Raw genomic sequence first — 22,247 nt, 5'->3', positions numbered from 1 at the left:
ATCTCAAATCACGAAACGCGCCACCATGGCGTTCAAATCCACTGCCAGTCGCGACAGTTCGTGGGTCGCGGCACTGGTCTGATTGGCGCCGGCGGCCGATTGCGTGGCGAGGTCGCGGATGTTGACCAGGTTGCGATCGACTTCGCGCGAGACTTGCGCCTGCTCTTCCGACGCGCTGGCGATGACCAGGTTGCGTTCGTTGATCTGGTGAATCGATTGCGTGATCTGCTCCAGTGCCACGCCAGCCGCGCGGGCCATTTCCAGAGTGGACTGGGTACGCTGGTTGCTTTGCTGCATCGAGGAGACCGCTTCACCGGTGCCGTTCTGGATGCCGGCAACCATTTTCTCGATTTCCTGGGTCGACTGCGCGGTGCGATGGGCCAAGGCGCGCACTTCGTCAGCCACCACGGCAAAGCCACGGCCAGCCTCGCCGGCACGCGCGGCTTCAATCGCAGCGTTGAGCGCCAGCAAGTTGGTCTGCTCGGCGATGGCGCGAATCACGTCCAGCACTTTGCCGATGTCGCGCCCTTGCGCGGCGAGGCCTTCGATCATCTGCGCAGTGTTCTGCACGTCGTGGGTCATGGTCTGGATTGCGTCGACGGTTTTCACCACTTGATCGCGACCTTCGCGGGCGGCGTGGGTCGACTGATTGGAAGCTTCGGAAGTCGAAACGGCGTTGCGCGCCACTTCTTCCACCGCAGCGGTCATCTCGTTGACGGCCGTGGCGGCCTGTTCGATTTCGTTGTTCTGCTGCTGCAGCCCGCGCGACGCTTCTTCGGTGACCGCGCTGAGTTCTTCGGCAGCGGCGCCCAGTTGCGTGGCGGAACCGGCGATCTGCTCGATGGTTTTGCGCAGGTTGGTCTGCATCGCGGCCAGGGCTTCGAGCAGGCGCGCCGGTTCGTCCTTGCCGTCGACTTCGATGGCTTTGCTGAGGTCACCGTCGGCAATGGTTTGCGCAGCGAGCACGGCGCGGTTGAGCGGCGTGACGATGCTGCGGGTCAGCAACCAGGCGAGCAACACAGTGGCCAGCGCCGCAATCACGGCGACGATAATGATCCCGGTGATGGCGCTGTCATAGTTTTCACTGGCTTGCGTCGCCGCTGCTTTCGCCCCCGCTGTATTCATGCCGATCAACTTGTTGAGCTGCTCGCCCATTTGATCGGTGCCTTCCTTGATGCGGGTGTTGATCAAGGCACGCATTGCTTCCAGATCGCCCTGACGCGACAGCTCAAGCATCCGGTTCTGGGCTTGCAGGTAGTTGTCGAGGGTGGTCGAAAACGTCTGGAAAACTGCGTGCTCTTCAGGACCTGCCGGCAACGCAGCGTAGCTGGCCTGAGCTTTGCGCACCTTGTCGACCAGCACCGCGATGCGGGTTTCTGCCTCTTGCAGGCTGGCCGGTTCGCGATTGACCAGCACACGGAACGAGAGAATGCGCATGCGCAGGACGTTTTCCGTGACCACGCTGAGGTGGGTCACGCTAGGCAATTGGTTGGTGTCCATGTCGACCGACGCCTGACGAATGACCGTCATGCGGCTGACCGCGAACACGCCGAGGACAATCACCAGCAAGGCGATAAAGGCAAAACCGAGGAAAGCACGTGGCGCGATATTCAGGTTACGCAGGGACATGGTCGGACTCTCGAAAGAAAGAAACTACGAGCGTCCATGCCGTGAGCACTGGCCCATAGCGGGCGACAGTCCGGCGGCACTGAATTGTGGTTTTGTGTGCGCCTGACCGTTGTATCGGCCAGGCTTGAGGAAGGTTTCGGGTCTGCGGTAAATATTTTTCAGGACGTGGCAACAATCAAAAACTGCTCCGCTGCCCTTGGTAGGAGCTGTCGAGTGCAACGAGGCTGCGATCTTTTGACTTTTAAAAGCAGGATCAAAAGATCGCAGCCTCGTTGCACTCGACAGCTCCTACATAGGCAAGCCGATCAGCGTTGGGCGGCGAGTTGCCAGACCCGAGCAATATCGGTGGCGCGTTCACGCAGCAGGCGCGGTGCTTCGGCGCAGGCTTGTTCGAGTGTCATCGGTCCGCTGGTCACGGCGAATGCAGCGTCGATGCCGTGTTGATAGAGTTCCTGGTAGCCCTCGCCCAAGGTCCCGGCGATCACAATCACCGGCACAGCGTGTTGTTTGGCAACTCGCGCAACACCGAACGGCGTTTTGCCGCGAAGGGTTTGCGCATCGAAGCGGCCTTCTCCGGTAATCACCAGATCCGCACCCTTGACCGCGTCAGCGAGCCCGACCAGTTCCGCTACCACCTCGACGCCCGCCTGAAACTGCGCACCGAGAAAAGCCTTGGCCGCAAACCCCAGGCCACCCGCCGCGCCGCTGCCCGGTTCATCGCGCACGTCTTTGCCCAATGCTTGCGCGCAGACTTTGGCAAAGTGCCCCAGCGCCTGATCGAGTTGCTCAACCTGCGCGGGCGATGCGCCCTTCTGCGGGCCAAAAATGGCCGAGGCGCCGTGAGGGCCGCAGAGCGGATTGTTGACATCAGCGGCGATGTCGAAACGCACATCGGCCAGACGTCGATCAAGTCCACTCAGATCCAATCGCGCCAGTTGCGCCAAGGCCAGGCCGCCGGGCACCAGCGACTGATTCTGCGCATCCAGCAACTTCACCCCCAGCGCCTGCATCGCCCCGGCGCCGGCGTCATTGGTCGCGCTGCCGCCAATCGCCAGAATCACCCGTTGCGCGCCGGCATCCAGCGCTGCACGAATCAATTCACCTGTGCCAAAGGTGCTGCTGATGCAGGCATCGCGCTGTCCCGGCGGGACCAGTTGCAGACCGCTGGCCTCGGCCATTTCGATGATCGCGGTGTGGTTGTGCGGCAGCCAGCCCCACGCGGCTTCGACCGGCGCGCCCAGTGGACCGCGCACGCGGGTGCGGCGTAACTCACCTTCGCAGGCTGCGAGAATCGACTCGACCGTACCTTCGCCGCCATCGGCCATCGGGCATTTGATCAGCGTCGCCTGCGGCCAGACCTGGGCCAGTCCGAGGGCAATGGCTTCGGCAACGCCTTGGGCACTCAGGCTGTCCTTGAACGAGTCGGGGGCGATGACGATTTTCATGGGAATTCTCCGGTTGCAGTGGCATTCATGCTGCCAGTCGGCCTGCGCCTTGACGCCGGTCGAGTGCACAAGTGGCGTCGACGTTTATTGTTCATTTCCACAAAAGATATGTGTTGGTCGTACCGGCCTCATCGCTGGCAAGCCAGCTCCCACAGGGTTCTGCGGTGACTATGGAAGTTATGAACGCCTTCTGACCTGTGGGAGCTGGCTTGCCAGCGATGGCGGCCTCAAGGACAACTCATGGCAATGGATCAGTCTGCGGCAGCAGCTGCACCCCAAGATACAACGCCAGCATCCCGTCCAGCTTCAACGGATCAACCCCGCTCAACTCGGCAATCCGCTCCATGCGATAACGCAGACTATTGCGATGAATGCCCAACGCCTCGGCACAGGCCTGGCTCTGCCCGTCGTGCTCGCACCAACTGCGCAGGGTCGCCAGCAACTGGCCGTTGCTGTCCTTGGCGATGACCTGGCGCAGCGGCTTGAGCAGTTCGTCCAGCGCATCATCGTTGCGATGACGCCACAGCATGACCGGCAAGCGATAACGATTGAGCGTCAGCAGTCTCGAATTCGGCAGCACGTCACGACCATAAGCGAGCAAATCGCCGACTCGTCGGTAACAGCGACGCAACCCGGCCAGACCATCCGCCTGCCCGCCGACGGCGATGCGCAAAATCTTCCAGCCGAGGCCATCGAGCTTTTCCAGCAGGCGATCGTGCTCGACGTTCTGGCTCGCAGGGCGACACCACAACAACGAAGACTTCGCCGAACTCACGCACCAACTGTCCGGATAACGCGAGGTCAGCCACGCACTCAGTGCCTCGACGGTTTGCCCCGGGCCGTGCTCAAGACCCAGCTCAAACAAATACGGCACCCGGGTCAATTGCGGCTTGAGCCCTAGTTGCTGCGCCTCATCGATCAGACGCGGCGAATCCCCCGCCTCGCTCAGCAGCAACGCCAGCAGATCATCGCAACGCTGCCGTCGCCATTGTTGCTCGGCCTGCTGGTTGCGCTGGCCGACCAGCATTTCAGCGGTCATGCGCACCAGCTCGGCGTAGGTGCGCAATTGCTCCGGCTCGCCGGTGATGCCGAGCACGCCGATCAAGCGCTGATCGAGCAGCAGCGGCAGATTGATCCCCGGTTGCACACCTTTGAGATGCACCGCCGTCTGCGCGTCGATTTCCACCACACGCCCGTTGGCCAGCACCAGTTGCGCGCCTTCATGACGGGTGTTGATGCGTTCCGGTTCGCCGCTGCCGAGGATCAGGCCCTGACTGTCCATGACATTGACGTTGTACGGCAAAATGGCCATGGCCCGGTCGACGATGTCCTGGGCAAGGTCGTGATCGAGTTCGAACATAACGGCGGCAATCCTTCAGTTCAGGCACGAACGGTTGTTCAGCCGCACAGGGTCTGGCGGCAAACCCTGTGCTCAGGCACAAAGACAATCCGGCCAAAGGTGGCCGAGACTCTCAGGGCGATCAACGTTACCCTTTGCATCGCAAAAAATCATAATAAAGAGAGAGCCGCTATGTCGCAGAGCGCCGCAGCTACCCAGACCATCGACGACGGTAAAAACGCCGTCTACAAACGCATCACCCTGCGTTTGATTCCCTTCATTTTCATCTGCTACCTGTTCAACTACCTCGACCGGGTCAACGTCGGCTTCGCCAAACTGCAGATGCTCGATGCACTGAAATTCAGCGAAACGGTGTACGGCCTCGGCGCCGGCATCTTCTTCATCGGTTACGTGCTGTGCGGCGTGCCGAGCAACCTGGCACTGTCCCGCTTCGGTCCTCGGCGCTGGATTGCCTTGATGATGATCACCTGGGGCACGCTGTCGACCTGCCTGTTGTTCGTCACCACCCCGACCGAGTTCTACACCCTGCGCTTTTTCACCGGTGCCGCTGAAGCCGGTTTCTTCCCGGGCGTCGTGCTGTATCTCTCGCAGTGGTTCCCGACCTTCCGCCGTGGCCGGATCATGGCGTTGTTCATGTCGGCAATCCCGGTCTCCGGTTTGCTCGGCAGCCCGTTTTCCGGCTGGATTCTCAACCACTTCGCCGCTGGCCAGGGTGGCCTGGCCGGCTGGCAGTGGATGTTCCTCCTGCAAGGCATTCCGACGGTGATCCTCGGCGCACTGGCGTATTTCCTGTTGAGCGACAGCTTCGCCAATGCCAAATGGCTGACGGCCCATGAACGTTCGGTGCTCGAAGCCGACCACGCCGAAGACCTCGCCAATAAACCTAAAACCGCCACCGACTCACTGCTTGCGGTGTTCAAGAACCCTGCGATCTGGGCCTTCGGCCTGATCTATTTCTGCATCCAGAGCGGCGTGTATGCGATCAACTTCTGGCTGCCGTCGATCATCAAGAACCTCGGCTTCAGCGATAACCTGGTGATCGGCTGGCTGAGTGCGATTCCGTATCTGCTCGCGGCAGTGTTCATGCTGGTCGTCGGGCGTTCGGCGGACTTGCGCAAGGAGCGCCGCTGGCACTTGGTGGTGCCGATGCTGATGGGCGCTGTCGGGCTGGTGATCGCAGTGAATTTCGCGGCCAATCCGGCGATTGCGATTCTCGGCCTGACCATCGCGACCATGGGCGCACTGACCGGCCTGCCGATGTTCTGGCCGGTGCCGACCGCCATGCTGAGCGCGGGCGCAGCGGCTGGTGGGCTGGCGCTGATCAACTCGATGGGGCAGATGGCCGGGTTCCTCAGCCCGTACCTGGTGGGTTGGGTCAAGGACAGCACGGGTTCGACGGATGCAGCGTTGTACGTGCTGGCGGCGGTGATCGTCGGCGGGAGTCTGCTGGCGTTGCGGATGACGCGGACGTTGCGGGCCTAATCAGACGCGCAGATCAAAAGATCGCAGCCTTCGGCAGCTCCTACTCTGGAATGCGTTCCCTGTAGGAGCTGCCGAAGGTTGCGATCTTTTGCGTTTAAGCGGTGCAATCATGCATAGCGCCAGTCGACGCAACATCTATGCTGAATCTGCTGGCCTCTTCGCGAGCAGGCTCGCTCCCACAGGTTTTGTGCTTGGCTCCAGGATGTGGGAAATAATGAGCATCCGCTCAATATTCAGCACAAAAACCACGTATCCTGCGCGCCCCGTTCAACCATCACGTCGCGAGGACAGTTTGTCTAAAGGTATCGCTCTATCGGTTTCAGCCTCCGTGCTGTTTGCCGTCATGTATTACTACACGTCGCTGCTGACCCCTCTGAGCGGCGTGGAAATCTTCGGCTGGCGCATGCTTCTGACCGTGCCGTGCATGACGGTGTTCATGCTGGTTTCCGGGGAATGGCGGCGGGTGCTGGAGCTGTTCCGATTGATGGCCGCCAGGCCGAAGCTGATCGCCGGGCTGCTGGTTTCTTCCGCCCTGCTCGGGGTTCAGCTGTGGCTGTTCATGTGGGCACCGCTCAATGATTACAGCCTGGATGTATCACTGGGCTATTTCCTGTTGCCACTGGCGATGGTGCTGACCGGGCGGATTGCCTATGGCGAGAGCCTGTCTTACCTGCAGAAAATCGCGGTATTTTTCGCCAGTCTTGGCGTGTTGAACGAGCTGTATCAGGTTGGCGGATTTTCCTGGGCGACGCTGGTGGTCGTGGTCGGTTATCCGCTGTATTTCGTGCTGCGCAAATACCTGAAAACCGACAACCTCGGTGGCCTGTGGGTCGACATGACCCTGATGCTGCCGGTCGCCTACTGGTTTGTGCAGGGCGGCGAACAGGGTCTGGCCGTGTTCGATCAATATCCGGGACTGATGTGGCTGATTCCACTGCTCGGCCTGATCAGTGCGTCTGCGCTGGTGGTGTATATCATCGCGAGCCGCTTGCTACCGTTCAGTCTGTTTGGGTTGTTGAGTTATGTCGAACCGGTGCTGTTGCTCGCGGTGGCATTGTTGCTGGGAGAGAGCATCAAGTCGGGCGAGTGGCTGACTTACATCCCGATCTGGCTGGCGGTTGTGGTGCTGGTTTTCGAGGGTTTCAAACACTTGACGCGCCAACGCCGCTCTTGAATGCAACACAAGACAAATGTGGGAGCGAGCCTGCTCGCGAAGTCGTCAGACCAGTCAACATGACTGTTGAATGAAAGTCCGCATTCGCGAGCAGGCTCGCTCCCACAGGTTTTGTATGAAGCAAAAAAATCCCGGCCCTGCATTTCTGCAGGCCGGGATCTTTTTCATTTCAGATTACTCGGTGGTCAACACACCACGACGCACCTGGTCACGCTCGATCGATTCGAACAAGGCCTTGAAGTTGCCCTCGCCGAAACCATCGTCGCCCTTGCGCTGGATGAATTCGAAGAACACCGGCCCCATCAGGGTTTCCGAGAAAATCTGCAGCAGCAGACGCTTGTCGCCCTGCTCCGATGCGCCATCGAGCAGGATGCCGCGCGATTGCAGCTGATCGACCGGCTCGCCGTGATTCGGCAGGCGACCTTCGAGCATTTCGTAGTAGGTATCCGGCGGCGCGGTCATGAAGCGCATGCCGATTTTCTTCAGTTGATCCCAGGTCTTGATCAGGTCGTCGGTGAGGAACGCGACGTGCTGGATACCCTCACCATTGAACTGCATCAGGAACTCTTCGATCTGCCCGGCGCCCTTGGACGACTCTTCGTTGAGCGGAATGCGGATCATGCCATCCGGTGCGGTCATGGCCTTCGAGGTCAGGCCGGTGTATTCGCCTTTGATGTCGAAGTAACGGATTTCACGGAAGTTGAACAGCTTCTCGTAGAAGTTCGCCCAATAGGCCATGCGACCGCGATAAACGTTGTGGGTCAGGTGGTCGATGATCTTCAGGCCGGCACCGACCGGGTTGCGATCAACGCCTTCGATGAACACGAAGTCGATGTCGTAGATCGAGCTGCCTTCACCGAAACGGTCGATCAGGTACAGCGGCGCGCCGCCAATGCCTTTGATTGCCGGCAGGTTCAGTTCCATCGGACCGGTCTCGATGTGAATCGGCTGGGCGCCGAGCTCCAGCGCGCGCGAGTAGGCCTTCTGCGAATCCTTCACGCGAAACGCCATGCCGCAAACGGACGGGCCGTGTTCGGCGGCGAAGTACGAGGCGACGCTGTTGGGTTCGTTATTGAGGATCAGGTTGATTGCGCCCTGACGATACAGGTGCACGTTCTTGGAACGGTGGGTCGCGACTTTGGTGAAGCCCATGATCTCGAAGATCGGCTCCAGTGTGCCAGGAGTCGGCGCTGCGAACTCGATGAATTCAAAGCCCATCAGGCCCATTGGGTTTTCGTATAAATCTGCCATGGTGACGCCTCATCATTTCTTATCAATTAACCAGGGTTATTTGTCAGGAAAGTGATGTGGAGGGCGGCGCGCAGGAGATGCCACGCACGCTGCGCGCGAGGAAGTCTCCGTAGATCAGTTGAAACCCGAATATCTTCATTGTCGACCCAAGGCTCTTGCGGGCGAGGCTTCTGCTGCCAGAAGACGATTATTATTGTATGCGTAACCCGATTCTACACAGCGTAACCAGACCTGTCTGCCCTCTGTATAAAATCCGCTTTTTTACCTACGGCACAAGCGCCATCTGCCATCTATTCTCCCCTCTGGCCCAATTGTTTATCGGGTCGGATTTCTAAACCACAGGATGTGCCCATGCCATTGACCCACAGATCCCGCCGCAAACGCAGCACCCGAATCGCCGTGACTTTGCTCAGCGGTCTGCTGCCAATCGTGCTGGGCAGTGGGATTCTTTATATGCAGGCAAAACGAACGCTGGAGCAAAGTGCCGGGGAAACGGCCGAACAAGCGTTGCAACAGTTCGATCTGATGCTCGACAACACGGCAGAAGCCGCTCGGGTTCTGCTGCCTCTGGCCGGGAAAAATTGCGAAGACGTGAAACTGGCCCTGCGCGAACAAGTGACCCGCCGCCCCTTCGTGCGCTCGACCAATCTGGTCTGGGACAACACGCTCTACTGCAGCTCACTGTTCGGGCAGTTCAAGGAAGCGGTCAATGCCGGGGACTATCATCAAGGCAAACTGTGGTTGATGAACGGCAATCCCGTCACTCCCGACACGGCATTGTTGATCTACCGCCTCAGCGACGGTCGTGGCGGCGCGCTGACCACGCTTGATGGTTATCACCTGAGCAACATCCTGCGCCTGATCGGCCGCCAGACATTACTGATGTTGCAAGTGGGCGATAACTGGCTGTCCGCCGACGGCAGAGTGCATCAAGGGCCCCTGTCCGCTTTGCCAGTCGCGCATAGCATGCTCGAATCCGAACGATACGGTTTCAACGTGTCGGCGGGTTTTCCCGAGGGAGAGACCTGGCGTTACATGGCGGCCAATTATCCGCCGTTGTTCAGCCTGCTGATATTTTTCGGCGTGATCTCGGGCGCCATCGGCCATGTCGTGCAGAAACGCTCGAACTCGCCCAGTCACGAAATGCTTCGCGCACTCGAGGCCGGGGAATTCATTCCTTACTTCCAGCCGGTGGTTCACGGTGACAGCAAGCAGTGGTCCGGCGCTGAAGTGCTGATGCGCTGGAATCACCCGAAAGAGGGCCTCGTACGCCCGGATCTGTTCATTCCATTTGCCGAGCATTCAGGCTTGATCGTGCCGATGACCCGCGCGCTGATGCAACAGACTGCCGCCCTGCTGGGACCGCATTCTGCGGTCTTCGCCAAACCTTTCCATATCGGCATCAACATCACTGCCAGCCATTGCAAGGATCTGGAACTGGTCGAAGACTGTCGCGACCTCCTGGCGGCGTTTGCGCCCGGCAGCGTCGAACTGGTGCTGGAATTGACGGAGCGCGAGCTGATCGAACCGAATGAGATGACCCTGCAACTGTTTGAGCAATTGCACGCACTTGGAGTGAAAATCGCGATCGACGATTTTGGTACTGGCCACTCAAGCCTCGGCTACTTGCGCGCCTTCAAGGTCGACTTTCTCAAGATCGATCAGAGCTTTGTCGCCATGATCGGCATCGATGCGCTATCACGACATATTCTCGACTCCATCATTGAACTGTCGGCAAAGCTGGATCTGGCCATTGTTGCCGAAGGTGTCGAAACACAGGCCCAAGCCGATTACCTGACGGAGCATCAGGTGGATTTCATGCAAGGCTATTTGTTTGCCAAGCCAATGCCGGCAGCAGATTTCATCAGCGCATTAAGTGATCGTTAACTCATTAGCATAGCCCGTCCAACAACCGCACCAAATTGATACAAAAAGTCATTGTTGTTACATGGCGACAACATCAGGATTTACTCTTGTCGCATTAACTACTACAATTTTTTCAACCTGAGCCAGACTGACAGGTGAGCCAATTATCACCGAGTCGCTTCCAGGCTCTTGGCTTATAGCTTTGTTTGCGGTTGGTATCAGCCAAACACACTATTGGAGTAAAGATATTGTCCAGACTCGCTGAATTTCGCGCAGCTGAAAAGGCCCTTCAGGAACAGCTCAAACAGCTGGAGTCACTGAAGAACGACGCCGGGCTCAAGAAAGAAATCGAATTCGAAGAAAAGCTCCAGGGACTGATGAAAACCTATGGCAAAGGCCTGAAAGACATCATCGCCATCCTCGACCCGAACCCGGCGAAGTCCGGTCTGCAGGCCGCCCCAGCGCCGAAGACCCGCCGCGCCCGCGTCGTCAAGGTTTACCAGAACCCGCACACTGGCGAGCTGATCGAAACCAAGGGCGGCAACCATCGCGGCCTGAAAGCCTGGAAAGAACAGTACGGTGCGGCCACCGTGGATTCATGGTTGCGCGGTTAATCTGACGCCAACAAAAAGCCCTGCGCGATGCAGGGCTTTTTTATTGACAATATCTAACAAATGAAATCATTTTCATCGAACAAGTTGGAAATTTGTGTAACGCTTCTGAATCATCAGGCTAAACATTTTGCTGCGCGATGTTACCTCGAGCGCTTGATCGAACTATGTGCTTAATCCTTTCCGGCATTCGAACCGCTACGAGTTAGTACGGGCGTTTATAATTTCAGGCTATTGCGCGCCGCCTCTATCTCGTCCGCGCTTACCTTATAAACGTCAGCCTGACCGGCATATGAAAGTACATAAGCCTTGTCTGTTTCCACGGCGGCCACCAACGTTTGTGATAATACGTGCCGGCCGTTCTCGGTGATCGTGCAGGTCGTCTCCAACCCGCTCAATGAGCCGAGCGCAGCCGGATGGATTCGGTTGCAGACGCTCTGATAACCACTGCGGAAGAAATCCTTCTGGATGGACTTGCGCATCTCCAGCAACACGCCTTGCAAATTGACCTGATGCCCCGGCTCCACTTGCGTCATGGTCAACTCCATCACCATCACCTGATTGCCGTCGGCATCGAGCTTCACCGCCCTTTGCCGCGAGACTGGCGGCGCGGTATCCGGCAACATTTCAACCTTCCAGCCCGCCGGCCAGGTGATGCTCGGTTCGGCCATGGCCGGGAAAACCACGGCCAATGACAAAGCAAAAAAACAAACACGGATTTGAACAGTCGGATCATTGCCGGACGCACTCGAAGGTAGAGAGCAAAGTCTGAGCCCCGCCCTCGCGCAGGGCAAGCCCGCCTTGCATTTGGCGATGCCGGCCGGCATGCGTATCATTGCGCCCATTCACTCGCCCATTGTTATTGGAGGGCCCATGAGCCTCAACGAACTGAACACTTTCCCCGGCGTCACCGCCACGCCAGACAGCGCAACCCGCAACTTCGTGTTCAACCACACCATGCTGCGCGTAAAGGACATCACCAAGTCGCTGGATTTCTACACCCGCGTCCTGGGTTTCTCGCTGGTCGAGAAGCGTGATTTTCCGGAAGCCGAATTCAGCCTGTACTTCCTTGCGCTGGTCGATAAAGCGCAGATCCCGGCCGATGCTGCTGCGCGCACCGAATGGATGAAATCGATTCCAGGCATTCTCGAATTGACCCACAACCACGGTACCGAAAGCGATGCCGACTTCGCCTATCACAATGGCAACACCGATCCGCGTGGCTTTGGTCACATCTGCATTTCGGTGCCGGACATCGTCGCAGCGTGTGCACGCTTTGAAGAGCTGGGTTGCGATTTCCAGAAGCGCCTGACCGACGGCCGGATGAAGAGCCTGGCGTTCATCAAGGACCCGGATGGCTACTGGGTCGAGATCATTCAGCCTGCGCCGCTGTAAAAGCTGAAAGCCCCTCACCCTAGCCCTCTCCCAGAGGGAGAGGGGACTGATTGCGGGATGTTGGAGAATTACGCCGACTTGAACGATTGGCGGTGAATCCATAATCGACCGGCTCTCTCAGGTCGATGGATGACTTCAGACACCTCGGTCGGCTCCCTCTCCCTCGGGAGAGGGCTGGGGTGAGGGGTGGCTTTCCACGCGCAATAAAAAACCCATGATCGCTCATGGGTTTTTTCGTTTTCGACCTGGCAGTTACGCCGGGGCCGAAGTCCGGATCAAGTGATCGAACGCACTCAGCGAAGCCTTGGCGCCCTCGCCCACTGCAATCACGATCTGCTTGTACGGCACAGTCGTCACGTCACCCGCTGCAAAGATCCCCGCAATGGAAGTCTCGCCACGGTTGTCGACAATGATCTCGCCACGCGGCGACAGCTCGATGGTGCCCTTCAGCCAATCGGTGTTCGGCAGCAGACCGATTTGCACGAAAATGCCTTCCAGCTCAACCGTGCGCAGTTCATCGGTAGTGCGGTCCTTGTAGCGCAGGCCGTTGACCTTCTCGCCATTGCCGGTGACTTCAGTGGTTTGCGCACTGGTGATCACGGTAACGTTCGACAGGCTGTGCAGCTTGCGCTGCAGCACGGCGTCGGCACGCAGTTGCACGTCGAATTCCAGCAGCGTTACGTGCGCCACGATACCGGCCAGATCGATCGCCGCTTCAACGCCGGAGTTACCGCCGCCGATCACCGCTACGCGCTTGCCCTTGAACAGCGGGCCGTCGCAGTGCGGGCAGTACGCCACGCCTTTGTTGCGGTATTCCTGCTCGCCCGGGACGTTCATTTCGCGCCAGCGTGCGCCGGTCGCGAGGATCACGCTCTTGGCTTTCAGGGTTGCACCGCTGGCGAAGTGGACTTCATGCAGCTCGCCGTCCTTGCCCGGGATCAGCTTGTCGGCACGTTGCAGGTTCATGATGTCGACGTCGTACTGCTTGACGTGTTCTTCCAGCGCCGTGGCCAGTTTCGGCCCTTCGGTTTCCTGCACGGAAATGAAGTTCTCGATGGCCATGGTATCCAGCACCTGACCGCCGAAGCGCTCAGCCGCGACACCGGTGCGGATGCCTTTACGTGCGGCGTAGATAGCGGCCGAAGCACCCGCCGGGCCACCGCCGACGACCAGCACGTCAAAGGCTTCTTTGGCGCTGATCTTCTCGGCCTGACGCTCAATAGCGCCGGTGTCGAGTTTGGCGAGAATTTCCTCCAGGCCCATGCGGCCCTGACCGAAGTTTTCGCCATTGAGGTAGATGCTCGGCACAGCCATGATCTTGCGATCGTTGACTTCGTCCTGGAACAGCGCGCCGTCGATGGCGACGTGGCGGATATTCGGGTTGAGCACGGCCATCAGGTTCAGCGCCTGAACGACGTCCGGGCAGTTCTGGCAAGACAGCGAGAAGTAAGTCTCGAAGCTGAACTCGCCTTTGAGCGAGCGGATCTGCTCGATGACTTCAACGCTGGCCTTCGACGGGTGGCCGCCGACTTGCAGCAGGGCCAGCACCAGCGAGGTGAATTCGTGGCCCATTGGAATGCCGGCGAAACGCAGGCTGATGTCGGCTCCAGGGCGATTGATCGAGAACGATGGCTTGCGGGCATCGTCACCGCTGTCGATCAGAGTAATTAGGCTCGAAAGACTGGCAACGTCTTTCAGCAGGTCCAGCATTTCACGGGATTTCGCACCGTCGTCGAGGGATGCAACGATCTCGATCGGTTGGGTGACCCGTTCCAGGTACGATTTCAACTGGGCTTTAAGATTGGCGTCCAACATACGGGCGATTTCCTTTATTTGAGGCGAAAAAAAGCCCGAGCGAATCTCGCCCGGGCATTTTTATTGGGCGGTGCAGCTAACTTAAGAAGGTGCGGCGTGCCGCCCTGCGTTGCATGTCACAGACTTAGATCTTGCCGACCAGGTCCAGCGATGGAGCCAGAGTGGCCTCGCCTTCTTTCCACTTGGCCGGGCAAACTTCGCCTGGGTGTGCAGCGACGTACTGAGCAGCCTTGATCTTGCGCAGCAGCTCGGAAGCGTCACGGCCAACGCCGCCATCGTTCAGTTCAACGATTTTGATCTGGCCTTCAGGGTTGATCACGAAGGTGCCACGGTCAGCCAGACCAGCTTCTTCGATCAGCACGTCGAAGTTGCGGGAGATGACGTGGGTAGGGTCGCCGATCATGGTGTATTCGATTTTGCCGATGGCTGGCGAAGTGTTGTGCCAGGCAGCGTGAGCAAAGTGGGTGTCGGTCGAAACACTGTAGATTTCCACGCCCAGCTTCTTGAACTCAGCGTAGTTGTCAGCCAGGTCTTCCAGCTCGGTTGGGCACACGAAGGTGAAGTCGGCTGGGTAGAAGAACACTACGGACCACTTGCCTTTCAAGTCAGCATCCGAGACTTGAACGAAGTCGCCGTTTTTGAACGCGGTAGCTTTGAACGGTTTTACTTGGCTGTTGATGATAGGCATCGATGACTCTCCGTCAGGGGTTATGAAGTTGATGGGTGAATCCTACCCACTCACTCGACGGAAGGCTCATTGGCAAACCTGATACTGCTGATTTGTTTTCGCTATTAGCTGACTGTATTAATAGAAGAAAACGATCTCTACGGCTGATCCGGCTTATCCATAATCCGAGCCATTCCCTGGAATGGGCTGACCTCAACATAGCGCATGGCGGATTTCATGTCCTTCCAGCCAACATAACTCATCAGCGATTTCAGGTCCCAGCCGCTTTGATGCGCCCATGTGGCAAAGCCACGCCGCAGTGAATGGCTGGTGTAGTTGGCGGCGGCAATCCCGGCACGCTGCAACGCCTGGCGGAGCAGCGGAATAATGCTGTTGGCGTGCAGGCCCTCCTCGCTCAGATTGCCCCAGCGATCAATGCTGCGGAACACCGCGCCGCGTACCAGCGCAGCCTCTGTAATCCAATCGATATAGGCCTGCACCGGGCACAGCTTCAGCAGCGCCGGGGCCTGATAAGTCTGCCCGAGGTTTTCCCGGTCGCCCTTGCTGCGCGGCAAATACAGAGTGATTCCTTTGCCAGCACTCGCCTGCACATGCTCGATCTGCAAGCGGCACAACTCGTCGCTGCGAAAGCCGCGCCAGAAGCCCAACAGAATCAGCGCGCGATCCCGATACGCCTTGAGCAAGGTCGGGCGGTCCTGTTCTTCCCGGGCCGTCTGCACCTCCTGCTCAAGCCAATCGATCACGCGCTGCAGATCCTGCAATTGCAGCGGCTCAGCCTGTTTTTCCTGCGCTGGGTGCAAAGCGCGAATGCCCTTGAACACCTTGCGCACCACTGGCGCCTTGGTCGGATCGGCAAAACCCTGACTGTTGTGCCACTGCGCCAGCGCCGACAGACGCAGCTTCAGCGTGTTGATCGACAGCACGCCAGCGTGCGCCACCAGATAGCGCGCCACGCTATCGGCAGTGGCCGGGAGAAATCCGCCCCACGTCACCTCGAAATGCTCGATCGCCATGCGATAGCTGCGGCGGGTGTTGTCCCGGGTAGCGGCTTGCAGATATCGATCAATCTCACTCACGGGCAGTTTTCTCGCTGGCGTACGGGTTCAGGCATGCAGATGCGCATTTTGCCCGCTGACATTGGGTAATACCAGTATATCCCGCCTGTTTTACCTTAACGATTTACCTATATTTTCAGCATGGTACACTGCGTACTTTAGTGGCATGTACCACAGTACGTAAACGTAGGAGTTCACATGGCCCGTGGCGGCATTACCAAAGCACTGGTGCAAATCGCACGCACAGCGATCCTGGCTCGCGGCGAACACCCAAGCATCGATGCAGTACGCATTGAAATGGGCAACACCGGCTCGAAAACCACGATCCATCGCTATCTGAAAGAACTGGACGACGGCGCCCAGCCGAATGAGGCGTCGGCAGAACCGATCGATGATGAGCTCACCGCCCTCGTCTCTCGACTCGCCCAGCGCCTGAAAGAACAAGCACAGGAACCCATCGAGCAAGCCCGCGAACAGTTCGAGGAGCAACGCCAAGCACTGGAAACCGAGCTGAAGCAGACGCGCCAGGCGCTGGAAAAACTCGAGCACGACCACGACATTCAAGGCGCCGCGCTGCAACGCGAATCCGAGGCGCTGAGCAACACCCGCTCGATGCTGCAAACCGAACAGACGCGCAACGCCGGCCTCAACCAGGCATTGGCTGACTTTGAATTGCGCTTGCAGGACAAGGACGAACAGATTCGCTCACTGGAAGAGAAGCACCTGCACGCCCGCGATGCGCTTGAGCATTACCGTAACGCAACCAAGGAACAGCGCGAGCAGGAGCAGGCCCGCCATGAAGGGCAACTTCAGCAGATACAGGCAGAATTGCGTCAAGCCCAGCAGAGCGCGTTGGTGCGTCAGGATGAGATCACACAGTTGCACCGTGACAACGAACGCTTGCTCACCGAAAACCGTGGCACTCAGCGCGAGCTGAACCTGGTGCAGGATCAGCTCAAGCACAGCAATCAGCGTCAGGATCAGTTGCTCGAGCAGGCCACGCGTATGGACAGCGAGCGCACCCTCCTCCAGGAACGTCTGCGCGTGGCGGCACTGGAAAGCCAGGCGCTCAAACAGAGCGTCGACGAGCAGACGCAGCTCAATCAGTCACTGGAGAAGGAATTGCTCAAGGTTCAGGCAAGCCTTGAAGACAGCCAGCGTCTGGCGTCTGCCGTTGCGGCAGCGCCAGACTCGGCCAAAGCGACAGACGCTTAAGCGCTGACCGGCGTACGCATGGTGACGAACTCTTCGGCGGCCGTCGGGTGCACCCCGATGGTGTCGTCGAAGTCGCGCTTGGTCGCGCCGGCCTTCAAGGCGATCGCCAGACCTTGCACGATCTCGCCAGCGTCCGGGCCGACCATGTGGCAGCCAAGCACCTTGTCGGTTTTGGCGTCGACCACCAGCTTCATCAGGGTTTTCTCCTGGCAGTCAGTCAAGGTCAGCTTCATCGGCCGGAAGCGGCTCTCGAAGATCACCACCTCGTGGCCGCATTCGCGCGCTTCTTCTTCGCTCAAACCGACCGTGCCGATGTTCGGCAGGCTGAACACGGCGGTCGGAATCATCTTGTAGTCCACCGGACGGTATTGCTCCGGCTTGAACAGACGCCGCGCCACGGCCATACCTTCGGCCAGAGCGACCGGGGTCAGTTGCACGCGACCAATGACGTCGCCCAGCGCCAGAATCGACGGCTCGGTGGTTTGATACTCGTCGTCGACTTTGATAAAGCCCTTGTCGTCGAGCTGCACATCGGTGTTTTCCAGGCCCAGATTGTCCAGCATCGGACGGCGGCCGGTGGCGTAGAACACGCAGTCGGCTTCGAGTACGCGACCATCCTTGAGCGTCGCCTTCAAGCTACCGTCGGCCTGCTTGTCGATGCGCGCAATGTCGGCATTGAATTGCAGATCGAGGCCACGCTTGGTCAATTCCTCTTGCAGGTGCTTGCGCACCGACCCGTCGAAACCACGCAGGAACAGATCGCCGCGATACAGCAGCGTGGTGTTGGCGCCGAGGCCATGGAAAATTCCGGCGAACTCGACGGCAATATAACCGCCGCCGACCACCAGCACACGCTTGGGCAGCTCTTTGAGGAAGAACGCTTCATTCGAACCGATCGCATGCTCATGCCCCGGAATTTCAGGGATCTGCGGCCAGCCGCCGGTGGCGATCAGAATGTTTTTCGCGGTGAAGCGCTCGCCATTAACCTCGACCTCGTGCGGCCCGACGATTTTCGCGTGCGCCTCGTGCAGGGTCACGCCGCTGTTGACCAGCAGATTGCGATAAATGCCGTTGAGGCGATTGATCTCGCGATCCTTGTTGGCGATCAGCGTGGCCCAGTCGAAGTTGGCTTCGCCCAGGTTCCAGCCGAAACCGGACGCCTGCTCGAAGTCCTCGGCAAAGTGCGCGCCGTAGACCAACAGCTTTTTCGGCACGCAGCCGACGTTGACGCAGGTGCCGCCCAGGTAACGGCTTTCGGCCACCGCCACTTTCGCCCCGAAGCCGGCGGCAAACCGCGCAGCCCGCACACCGCCGGAACCGGCACCAATCACATAAAGGTCAAAATCGTAGGCCATTTCTATCTCCTCGGCAGGCCATCAGCATACCCGCAGCCATTCATTGGGCAAGCACTGCCATCCATATAAGGGCGGAAAATGAAAAAGCCACCCGAAGGTGGCTTTCTTTTGCAGACGAGGCGAAGACTATTAGTAAGCCTTGCCAGTCTTGTAGAAATTTTCGAAGCAGAAGTTGGTCGCGTCGATGTAGCCTTCAGCACCACCGCAGTCGAAACGCTTGCCCTTGAACTTGTAGGCCATGACGCAGCCGTTCTGGGCCTGCTTCATCAGGGCGTCGGTGATCTGGATTTCGCCGCCCTTGCCTGGTTCGGTCTGCTCGATCAGATCGAAGATGTCCGGGGTCAGGATGTAACGACCGATGATCGCCAGGTTCGACGGCGCGTCTTCCGGCTTTGGCTTCTCGACCATGCTGTGCACGCGGTAGATGTCGTCGCGGATCATTTCGCCGGCGATGACACCGTACTTGTTGGTTTCCTGCGGATCGACTTCCTGGATCGCGACGATCGAGCAGCGGAACTGCTTGTACAGCTTGACCATCTGGGTCAGTACGCCGTCGCCGTCGATGTTGACGCACAGGTCATCCGCCAGGACCACGGCGAACGGTTCGTCACCGATCAGTGGGCGGCCAGTCAGGATTGCGTGGCCCAAACCTTTCATTTCGGTCTGACGGGTGTAGGAGAACGAGCACTCGTCCAACAGCTTGCGGATACCGACCAAGTATTTTTCCTTGTCGGTGCCCTTGATCTGGTTTTCCAGCTCGTAACTGATGTCGAAGTGGTCTTCCAGAGCACGCTTGCCACGGCCGGTGACGATGGAGATTTCCGTCAGGCCCGCGTCCAGTGCTTCTTCAACGCCGTACTGGATCAGTGGCTTGTTTACCACCGGCAGCATTTCTTTAGGCATGGCTTTGGTCGCTGGGAGGAAGCGAGTGCCGTAACCGGCTGCTGGAAACAAGCATTTCTTGATCATATAAGTCCTTGAAAAGGCTGTGTGTACGAGTTTCGAGGCAGTCTAATCAGGCGGCGTGCGCCTTACAATGCCCCGCGCTGGCTAACCGATGCCAACATAGAGAAATATTCGCGCGGATAGTTCCATCCGGGTATTTCAGCGGCGGCGTCAGCGTAGCTCAAGATCCGGGCAAACAGGATCACCATACGCTTATCAGCCCCCATTGCGAGCATTTGCCGCTATCATGGCGCCTTTGAACCAGCGAATGAGACAGACTAGATGGCCGCGGTAAAAATCATCAACGGGTATGTGATCGACAAGAAAGACGGCAAGTGGACGCTGACCACTACCAATGGCGAACACATCGCCGGGCCTTTCGACAGCGAGCAGATGGCGACAGATGTGGCCTCGGTGTTCACTGATACGCCTGCTTCTTCCAAGCGCCGAGGCAAAGATCAGGACTGATCCTTTTAGCACTTGCGCAAAGCCCTGCCAGCATGCAGGGCTTTTTTGTGCTTTGTTGGCAAACAAGTGGCCAATCGCTATAACCTTTTCATCGCGGCGCTGTCAGAGCAACCAGTCCCCCACTTGAAGACCTCGCAACCATGAACCTGAACAAACTGCAGCCGCTTTTCGCGGTATTGGTACTGAGCGGCTGTGCCACTTCGCAGCCCACCTATCTGAACAATGGCGAACAGGGTCTGAGCATCGACTGTTCCGGCGAAGCCAACTCATGGGCCATGTGCTACGAAAAGGCCGATGCCTCCTGCGCCGGCACCGGCTATCGCATCGTCGGCACTGATGGCACACCGGCGCCCAAGGAAGATGACAAAACCCTGGGCGTTGACGTTGGCAATTACAAGACCCGTAACGTCGTGGTCGTCTGCAAGTAAGCCTTACATGTGGATTTCAGCGAACTTGATCCCGAGGCCACGGACGACCTCGATGAGATCGTCGAGCCGATTGAAGGATTCGACTTCATCATTGTCATCCACCAAAAAGTAGCTGCGCCCTGCACTCTTCTTGAAAAACACGATCCATTCACCCGGATTCGCCGGGTTCTGGATGACATGAGTGGCAGAGATAAGGCCCTCTGCGTGGCGCTCCCGCACGTGCTCTCGCTTCATTGCGACTCCATAAATGACAATGCCGCCACAGCAGGACTGTGACGGCATCGGGCGCTGATGTTCGCTAGTCTATCAGCCGGAAATACAGGCGTTCGCAGCTTTCTGTACATCGCGAGGGCGAACCGGCACGTTGGACATGCGCTCATGCAGCTTGATGCTGCTGCCGCCGGCGCGATCCTCGATATCAAACACGGCTGCCGGGCCTGACGAAAGTTTGCCGGGAACGATGACGCGTACACCGTCCTTCTGCGGCTGGACTTGCAACGCACCACGACTGTCAGCGAGCTTGTCGGTCAGACACTGCGCATACTCCTGGGGCTTTTTGCCGGAGATCACGCTCATGGTTGGCAGCGTTTCATTGATTTCGGAAACATTTGCACAACCGGCCATCGCCAGAATCAACGGCACACACACCACACCCCACTTCATAGAAATCCTCCGTTAAAGACCGTCCGACAGCACAAATGCCGCTTTTCTCCGGGGCCTTGTGCATTTAACCCGCCCGCCATGGCGAAGTTCTGTTCAAAATTTGTCAAAGCAACGCCCGACGGCCAGATAATAACCCGTGCGGGCTGATAAACTGCGCCCATCGACAAGCTATCGTTTTGATTTAGTAGAAAAAGCCCTTCTGGAGGCGCCCATGAAATTCATTCACCAGCGCGAGCACCTCAACGAAGACGACATCGTCGTCATTCAATGCTCGCAGATGTGCAACATCCGTTTGATGAACGACGCCAACTTCCGCAGCTTCAAAAACGGCGGCCGTCACACCTACCACGGCGGCGCGTTCGACACGTTCCCGGCACGCATCACCGCACCGAGCACCGGCTTCTGGAACATCACCATCGACACCGTCAACCGCCGCGCAATCAGCGTGACGCGCAAGCCGACGCTGACCCACTCGATCAAGATCATCCGTCGCTCCAGCACTAAACTGAGCTGAGACGCGCAGCCTATTCTGCAAGGGAAACATGACCGTGGCGCAAAAAACCAAATACGTGATCAAGTACAAACTGGACGGTGAACAGCGTTTCGAATTCGCTGAACTGGAAACCGGCACTGACGAGGAAGCGAAAGCGGCGCTGAAGAAAATGCACGCTGACGAAGAACTCAGTGACATCAAGGTCAGCAAAGCGCTGTAACCGAGTCATGCAACCGACCACGTTTGACCTGTTCGCCGACAACGAACCCGTACAGCAGCCCCGCGCCGAGCAGATCGGCGAACAATCGTGGGTGCTGCGCGGGTTCGCCTTGCCGCAGGTCGAGCAACTGCTGACCGGGCTCGACGCCATTCTTGCCGCCGCCCCGCTACGCCACATGGTCACGCCCGGCGGTTTCAGCATGTCGGTCGGCACCAGCAGTTGCGGACAGCTGGGCTGGATCACCGATCGCAGCGGTTACCGTTATTCCAGCGTCGATCCACTCAGCGGCTTGCCGTGGCCGTCGATGCCGGCGGCGTTTGCCGATCTGGCGCACGAGGCGGCGGAACGCGCCGGGTTTACGGATTTTCAAGCCGACTCCTGCCTGATCAACCAATACGTCCCCGGCGCCAAGATGTCGCTGCATCAGGACAAAGACGAAAAAGGTTATGCCGCGCCCATCGTTTCGCTGTCGCTAGGTTTGCCGGCAATGTTTCTGTTCGGCGGCTTCGAACGCAACGATAAAACCCAGCGCATTCCGCTGTTGCATGGCGACATGGTGGTCTGGGGCGGCGTGGACCGCCTGCGCTATCACGGCGTGCTGCCAATCAAACCTGGCCATCACCCGCTCTTGGGCGAACGGCGCATCAACATCACCTTCCGCGTTGCTGGCGATCAATAAAAGTTTGACC

22 protein-coding genes and 1 pseudogene are annotated in these 22,247 nt (G+C 58.5%); 11 read left to right on the top strand and 12 right to left on the bottom strand.

The window, feature by feature from the left end; translation table 11 throughout:
• Positions 1 to 3 precede the first annotated feature (3 nt).
• From ACZZ0K_RS09485 to ACZZ0K_RS09475, 3 genes are all read right to left on the bottom strand, one after another.
• Positions 4 to 1,629: a methyl-accepting chemotaxis protein gene (locus tag ACZZ0K_RS09485; RefSeq protein ID WP_258706770.1), complete on the bottom strand. Its 1,626-nt coding sequence runs from the start codon at positions 1,627 to 1,629 to the stop codon at positions 4 to 6.
• Positions 1,630 to 1,934: 305 nt separating this feature from the next.
• A complete protein-coding gene (locus ACZZ0K_RS09480; protein WP_258706771.1) occupies positions 1,935 to 3,074 on the bottom strand; it encodes a glycerate kinase in 1,140 nt (379 codons plus the stop codon).
• A gap of 238 nt (positions 3,075 to 3,312) precedes the next feature.
• Complete coding sequence (locus ACZZ0K_RS09475) at positions 3,313 to 4,434, bottom strand: sugar diacid recognition domain-containing protein (RefSeq protein ID WP_150635138.1); 1,122 nt, start codon at positions 4,432 to 4,434, stop codon at positions 3,313 to 3,315.
• Positions 4,435 to 4,605: 171 nt separating this feature from the next.
• Between ACZZ0K_RS09475 and ACZZ0K_RS09470 the strand changes: the two genes are divergently transcribed.
• Positions 4,606 to 5,916: an MFS transporter gene (locus ACZZ0K_RS09470; RefSeq protein ID WP_258706772.1), complete on the top strand. Its 1,311-nt coding sequence runs from the start codon at positions 4,606 to 4,608 to the stop codon at positions 5,914 to 5,916.
• A 292-nt stretch (positions 5,917 to 6,208) separates the two neighbouring features.
• Positions 6,209 to 7,090, top strand: a complete 882-nt coding sequence (gene rarD, locus ACZZ0K_RS09465; RefSeq protein ID WP_071172591.1) for an EamA family transporter RarD — start codon at positions 6,209 to 6,211, stop codon at positions 7,088 to 7,090.
• A 174-nt stretch (positions 7,091 to 7,264) separates the two neighbouring features.
• Here the strand turns inward: rarD and hppD are convergent, their stop codons facing one another.
• On the bottom strand, positions 7,265 to 8,341 hold the full coding sequence (gene hppD / locus ACZZ0K_RS09460; RefSeq protein WP_016774910.1) for a 4-hydroxyphenylpyruvate dioxygenase: 1,077 nt from the start codon (positions 8,339 to 8,341) through the stop codon (positions 7,265 to 7,267).
• 351 nt (positions 8,342 to 8,692) lie between these two features.
• Between hppD and ACZZ0K_RS09455 the strand changes: the two genes are divergently transcribed.
• Both ACZZ0K_RS09455 and ACZZ0K_RS09450 read left to right on the top strand, forming a co-directional pair.
• Positions 8,693 to 10,228: an EAL domain-containing protein gene (locus ACZZ0K_RS09455; protein ID WP_258706773.1), complete on the top strand. Its 1,536-nt coding sequence runs from the start codon at positions 8,693 to 8,695 to the stop codon at positions 10,226 to 10,228.
• A gap of 227 nt (positions 10,229 to 10,455) precedes the next feature.
• Entirely contained in the window at positions 10,456 to 10,821 is a 366-nt protein-coding gene (locus tag ACZZ0K_RS09450; RefSeq protein ID WP_041480175.1) for a histone-like nucleoid-structuring protein, MvaT/MvaU family, read from the top strand.
• Between the two features lie 215 nt (positions 10,822 to 11,036).
• Here the strand turns inward: ACZZ0K_RS09450 and ACZZ0K_RS09445 are convergent.
• Positions 11,037 to 11,554, bottom strand: a pseudogene (locus ACZZ0K_RS09445) (DUF4946 domain-containing protein).
• Between the two features lie 137 nt (positions 11,555 to 11,691).
• Between ACZZ0K_RS09445 and gloA the strand changes: the two are divergent.
• Complete coding sequence (gene gloA / locus ACZZ0K_RS09440; protein WP_258706775.1) at positions 11,692 to 12,213, top strand: lactoylglutathione lyase; 522 nt, start codon at positions 11,692 to 11,694, stop codon at positions 12,211 to 12,213.
• Positions 12,214 to 12,465: 252 nt separating this feature from the next.
• On the opposite strand, the gene ahpF is transcribed toward gloA, so the two are convergent.
• The 3 genes from ahpF to ACZZ0K_RS09425 form a co-directional block, all read right to left on the bottom strand.
• The gene (gene ahpF, locus ACZZ0K_RS09435) at positions 12,466 to 14,028 is read right to left on the bottom strand and encodes an alkyl hydroperoxide reductase subunit F (protein WP_258706776.1); all 1,563 of its coding nucleotides are present in this window, start codon (positions 14,026 to 14,028) and stop codon (positions 12,466 to 12,468) included.
• A 124-nt stretch (positions 14,029 to 14,152) separates the two neighbouring features.
• Complete coding sequence (gene ahpC / locus ACZZ0K_RS09430) at positions 14,153 to 14,716, bottom strand: alkyl hydroperoxide reductase subunit C (RefSeq protein WP_016774916.1); 564 nt, start codon at positions 14,714 to 14,716, stop codon at positions 14,153 to 14,155.
• A gap of 137 nt (positions 14,717 to 14,853) precedes the next feature.
• On the bottom strand, positions 14,854 to 15,792 hold the full coding sequence (locus tag ACZZ0K_RS09425) for a site-specific integrase (protein ID WP_252884310.1): 939 nt from the start codon (positions 15,790 to 15,792) through the stop codon (positions 14,854 to 14,856).
• A gap of 177 nt (positions 15,793 to 15,969) precedes the next feature.
• Between ACZZ0K_RS09425 and ACZZ0K_RS09420 the strand changes: the two genes are divergently transcribed.
• Entirely contained in the window at positions 15,970 to 16,986 is a 1,017-nt protein-coding gene (locus tag ACZZ0K_RS09420) for a DNA-binding protein (RefSeq protein ID WP_258706777.1), read from the top strand.
• Here ACZZ0K_RS09420 and gorA read toward each other — a convergent pair.
• Together gorA and galU are read right to left on the bottom strand one after the other, a co-directional pair.
• Complete coding sequence (gene gorA / locus ACZZ0K_RS09415; protein WP_076562656.1) at positions 16,983 to 18,341, bottom strand: glutathione-disulfide reductase; 1,359 nt, start codon at positions 18,339 to 18,341, stop codon at positions 16,983 to 16,985. The genes ACZZ0K_RS09420 and gorA overlap by 4 nt on opposite strands.
• A 129-nt stretch (positions 18,342 to 18,470) precedes the next feature.
• Positions 18,471 to 19,310: a UTP--glucose-1-phosphate uridylyltransferase GalU gene (gene galU / locus ACZZ0K_RS09410; protein WP_024013124.1), complete on the bottom strand. Its 840-nt coding sequence runs from the start codon at positions 19,308 to 19,310 to the stop codon at positions 18,471 to 18,473.
• 258 nt (positions 19,311 to 19,568) lie between these two features.
• Between galU and ACZZ0K_RS09405 the strand changes: the two genes are divergently transcribed.
• Both ACZZ0K_RS09405 and ACZZ0K_RS09400 read left to right on the top strand, forming a co-directional pair.
• Positions 19,569 to 19,754, top strand: coding sequence for a hypothetical protein (locus ACZZ0K_RS09405; protein ID WP_016774922.1), 186 nt, complete (start codon positions 19,569 to 19,571; stop codon positions 19,752 to 19,754).
• Positions 19,755 to 19,894: 140 nt separating this feature from the next.
• Complete coding sequence (locus tag ACZZ0K_RS09400; protein ID WP_016774923.1) at positions 19,895 to 20,182, top strand: hypothetical protein; 288 nt, start codon at positions 19,895 to 19,897, stop codon at positions 20,180 to 20,182.
• A gap of 3 nt (positions 20,183 to 20,185) precedes the next feature.
• Here the strand turns inward: ACZZ0K_RS09400 and ACZZ0K_RS09395 are convergent, their stop codons facing one another.
• Both ACZZ0K_RS09395 and ACZZ0K_RS09390 read right to left on the bottom strand, forming a co-directional pair.
• The gene (locus ACZZ0K_RS09395) at positions 20,186 to 20,416 is read right to left on the bottom strand and encodes a hypothetical protein (protein WP_016774924.1); all 231 of its coding nucleotides are present in this window, start codon (positions 20,414 to 20,416) and stop codon (positions 20,186 to 20,188) included.
• 72 nt (positions 20,417 to 20,488) lie between these two features.
• Complete coding sequence (locus tag ACZZ0K_RS09390) at positions 20,489 to 20,845, bottom strand: hypothetical protein (RefSeq protein WP_016774925.1); 357 nt, start codon at positions 20,843 to 20,845, stop codon at positions 20,489 to 20,491.
• 211 nt (positions 20,846 to 21,056) lie between these two features.
• Between ACZZ0K_RS09390 and ACZZ0K_RS09385 the strand changes: the two genes are divergently transcribed.
• The 3 genes from ACZZ0K_RS09385 to alkB are packed head-to-tail and all read left to right on the top strand — an operon-like array spanning position 21,057 to position 22,237.
• The gene (locus ACZZ0K_RS09385; RefSeq protein WP_007912251.1) at positions 21,057 to 21,359 is read left to right on the top strand and encodes a DUF1883 domain-containing protein; all 303 of its coding nucleotides are present in this window, start codon (positions 21,057 to 21,059) and stop codon (positions 21,357 to 21,359) included.
• Between the two features lie 28 nt (positions 21,360 to 21,387).
• On the top strand, positions 21,388 to 21,558 hold the full coding sequence (locus tag ACZZ0K_RS09380; RefSeq protein ID WP_016774926.1) for a hypothetical protein: 171 nt from the start codon (positions 21,388 to 21,390) through the stop codon (positions 21,556 to 21,558).
• Between the two features lie 7 nt (positions 21,559 to 21,565).
• Positions 21,566 to 22,237: a DNA oxidative demethylase AlkB gene (alkB, locus tag ACZZ0K_RS09375; RefSeq protein ID WP_258706778.1), complete on the top strand. Its 672-nt coding sequence runs from the start codon at positions 21,566 to 21,568 to the stop codon at positions 22,235 to 22,237.
• Positions 22,238 to 22,247 lie beyond the last annotated feature (10 nt).

The sequence above is a fragment of the Pseudomonas sp. AC255 genome, from assembly GCF_979258175.1.
Note: the sequence above shows the minus strand (reverse complement) of the source record. Positions and strands in the feature narration are given on the sequence as shown.

Coding starts and splice junctions, on each gene's coding strand:
- ACZZ0K_RS09395 (WP_016774924.1), bottom strand. CDS start 20,416: ATGAAGCGAGAGCACGTGCGGGAGCGCCACGCAGAGGGCCTTATCTCT.
- galU (WP_024013124.1), bottom strand. CDS start 19,310: ATGATCAAGAAATGCTTGTTTCCAGCAGCCGGTTACGGCACTCGCTTC.
- hppD (WP_016774910.1), bottom strand. CDS start 8,341: ATGGCAGATTTATACGAAAACCCAATGGGCCTGATGGGCTTTGAATTC.
- ACZZ0K_RS09390 (WP_016774925.1), bottom strand. CDS start 20,845: ATGAAGTGGGGTGTGGTGTGTGTGCCGTTGATTCTGGCGATGGCCGGT.
- ahpF (WP_258706776.1), bottom strand. CDS start 14,028: ATGTTGGACGCCAATCTTAAAGCCCAGTTGAAATCGTACCTGGAACGG.
- gorA (WP_076562656.1), bottom strand. CDS start 18,341: ATGGCCTACGATTTTGACCTTTATGTGATTGGTGCCGGTTCCGGCGGT.
- ACZZ0K_RS09405 (WP_016774922.1), top strand. CDS start 19,569: ATGGCCGCGGTAAAAATCATCAACGGGTATGTGATCGACAAGAAAGAC.
- ACZZ0K_RS09455 (WP_258706773.1), top strand. CDS start 8,693: ATGCCATTGACCCACAGATCCCGCCGCAAACGCAGCACCCGAATCGCC.
- ACZZ0K_RS09475 (WP_150635138.1), bottom strand. CDS start 4,434: ATGTTCGAACTCGATCACGACCTTGCCCAGGACATCGTCGACCGGGCC.
- ACZZ0K_RS09400 (WP_016774923.1), top strand. CDS start 19,895: ATGAACCTGAACAAACTGCAGCCGCTTTTCGCGGTATTGGTACTGAGC.
- ACZZ0K_RS09380 (WP_016774926.1), top strand. CDS start 21,388: ATGACCGTGGCGCAAAAAACCAAATACGTGATCAAGTACAAACTGGAC.
- ACZZ0K_RS09420 (WP_258706777.1), top strand. CDS start 15,970: ATGGCCCGTGGCGGCATTACCAAAGCACTGGTGCAAATCGCACGCACA.
- alkB (WP_258706778.1), top strand. CDS start 21,566: ATGCAACCGACCACGTTTGACCTGTTCGCCGACAACGAACCCGTACAG.
- ACZZ0K_RS09480 (WP_258706771.1), bottom strand. CDS start 3,074: ATGAAAATCGTCATCGCCCCCGACTCGTTCAAGGACAGCCTGAGTGCC.
- ACZZ0K_RS09485 (WP_258706770.1), bottom strand. CDS start 1,629: ATGTCCCTGCGTAACCTGAATATCGCGCCACGTGCTTTCCTCGGTTTT.
- ahpC (WP_016774916.1), bottom strand. CDS start 14,716: ATGCCTATCATCAACAGCCAAGTAAAACCGTTCAAAGCTACCGCGTTC.
- gloA (WP_258706775.1), top strand. CDS start 11,692: ATGAGCCTCAACGAACTGAACACTTTCCCCGGCGTCACCGCCACGCCA.
- ACZZ0K_RS09385 (WP_007912251.1), top strand. CDS start 21,057: ATGAAATTCATTCACCAGCGCGAGCACCTCAACGAAGACGACATCGTC.
- ACZZ0K_RS09470 (WP_258706772.1), top strand. CDS start 4,606: ATGTCGCAGAGCGCCGCAGCTACCCAGACCATCGACGACGGTAAAAAC.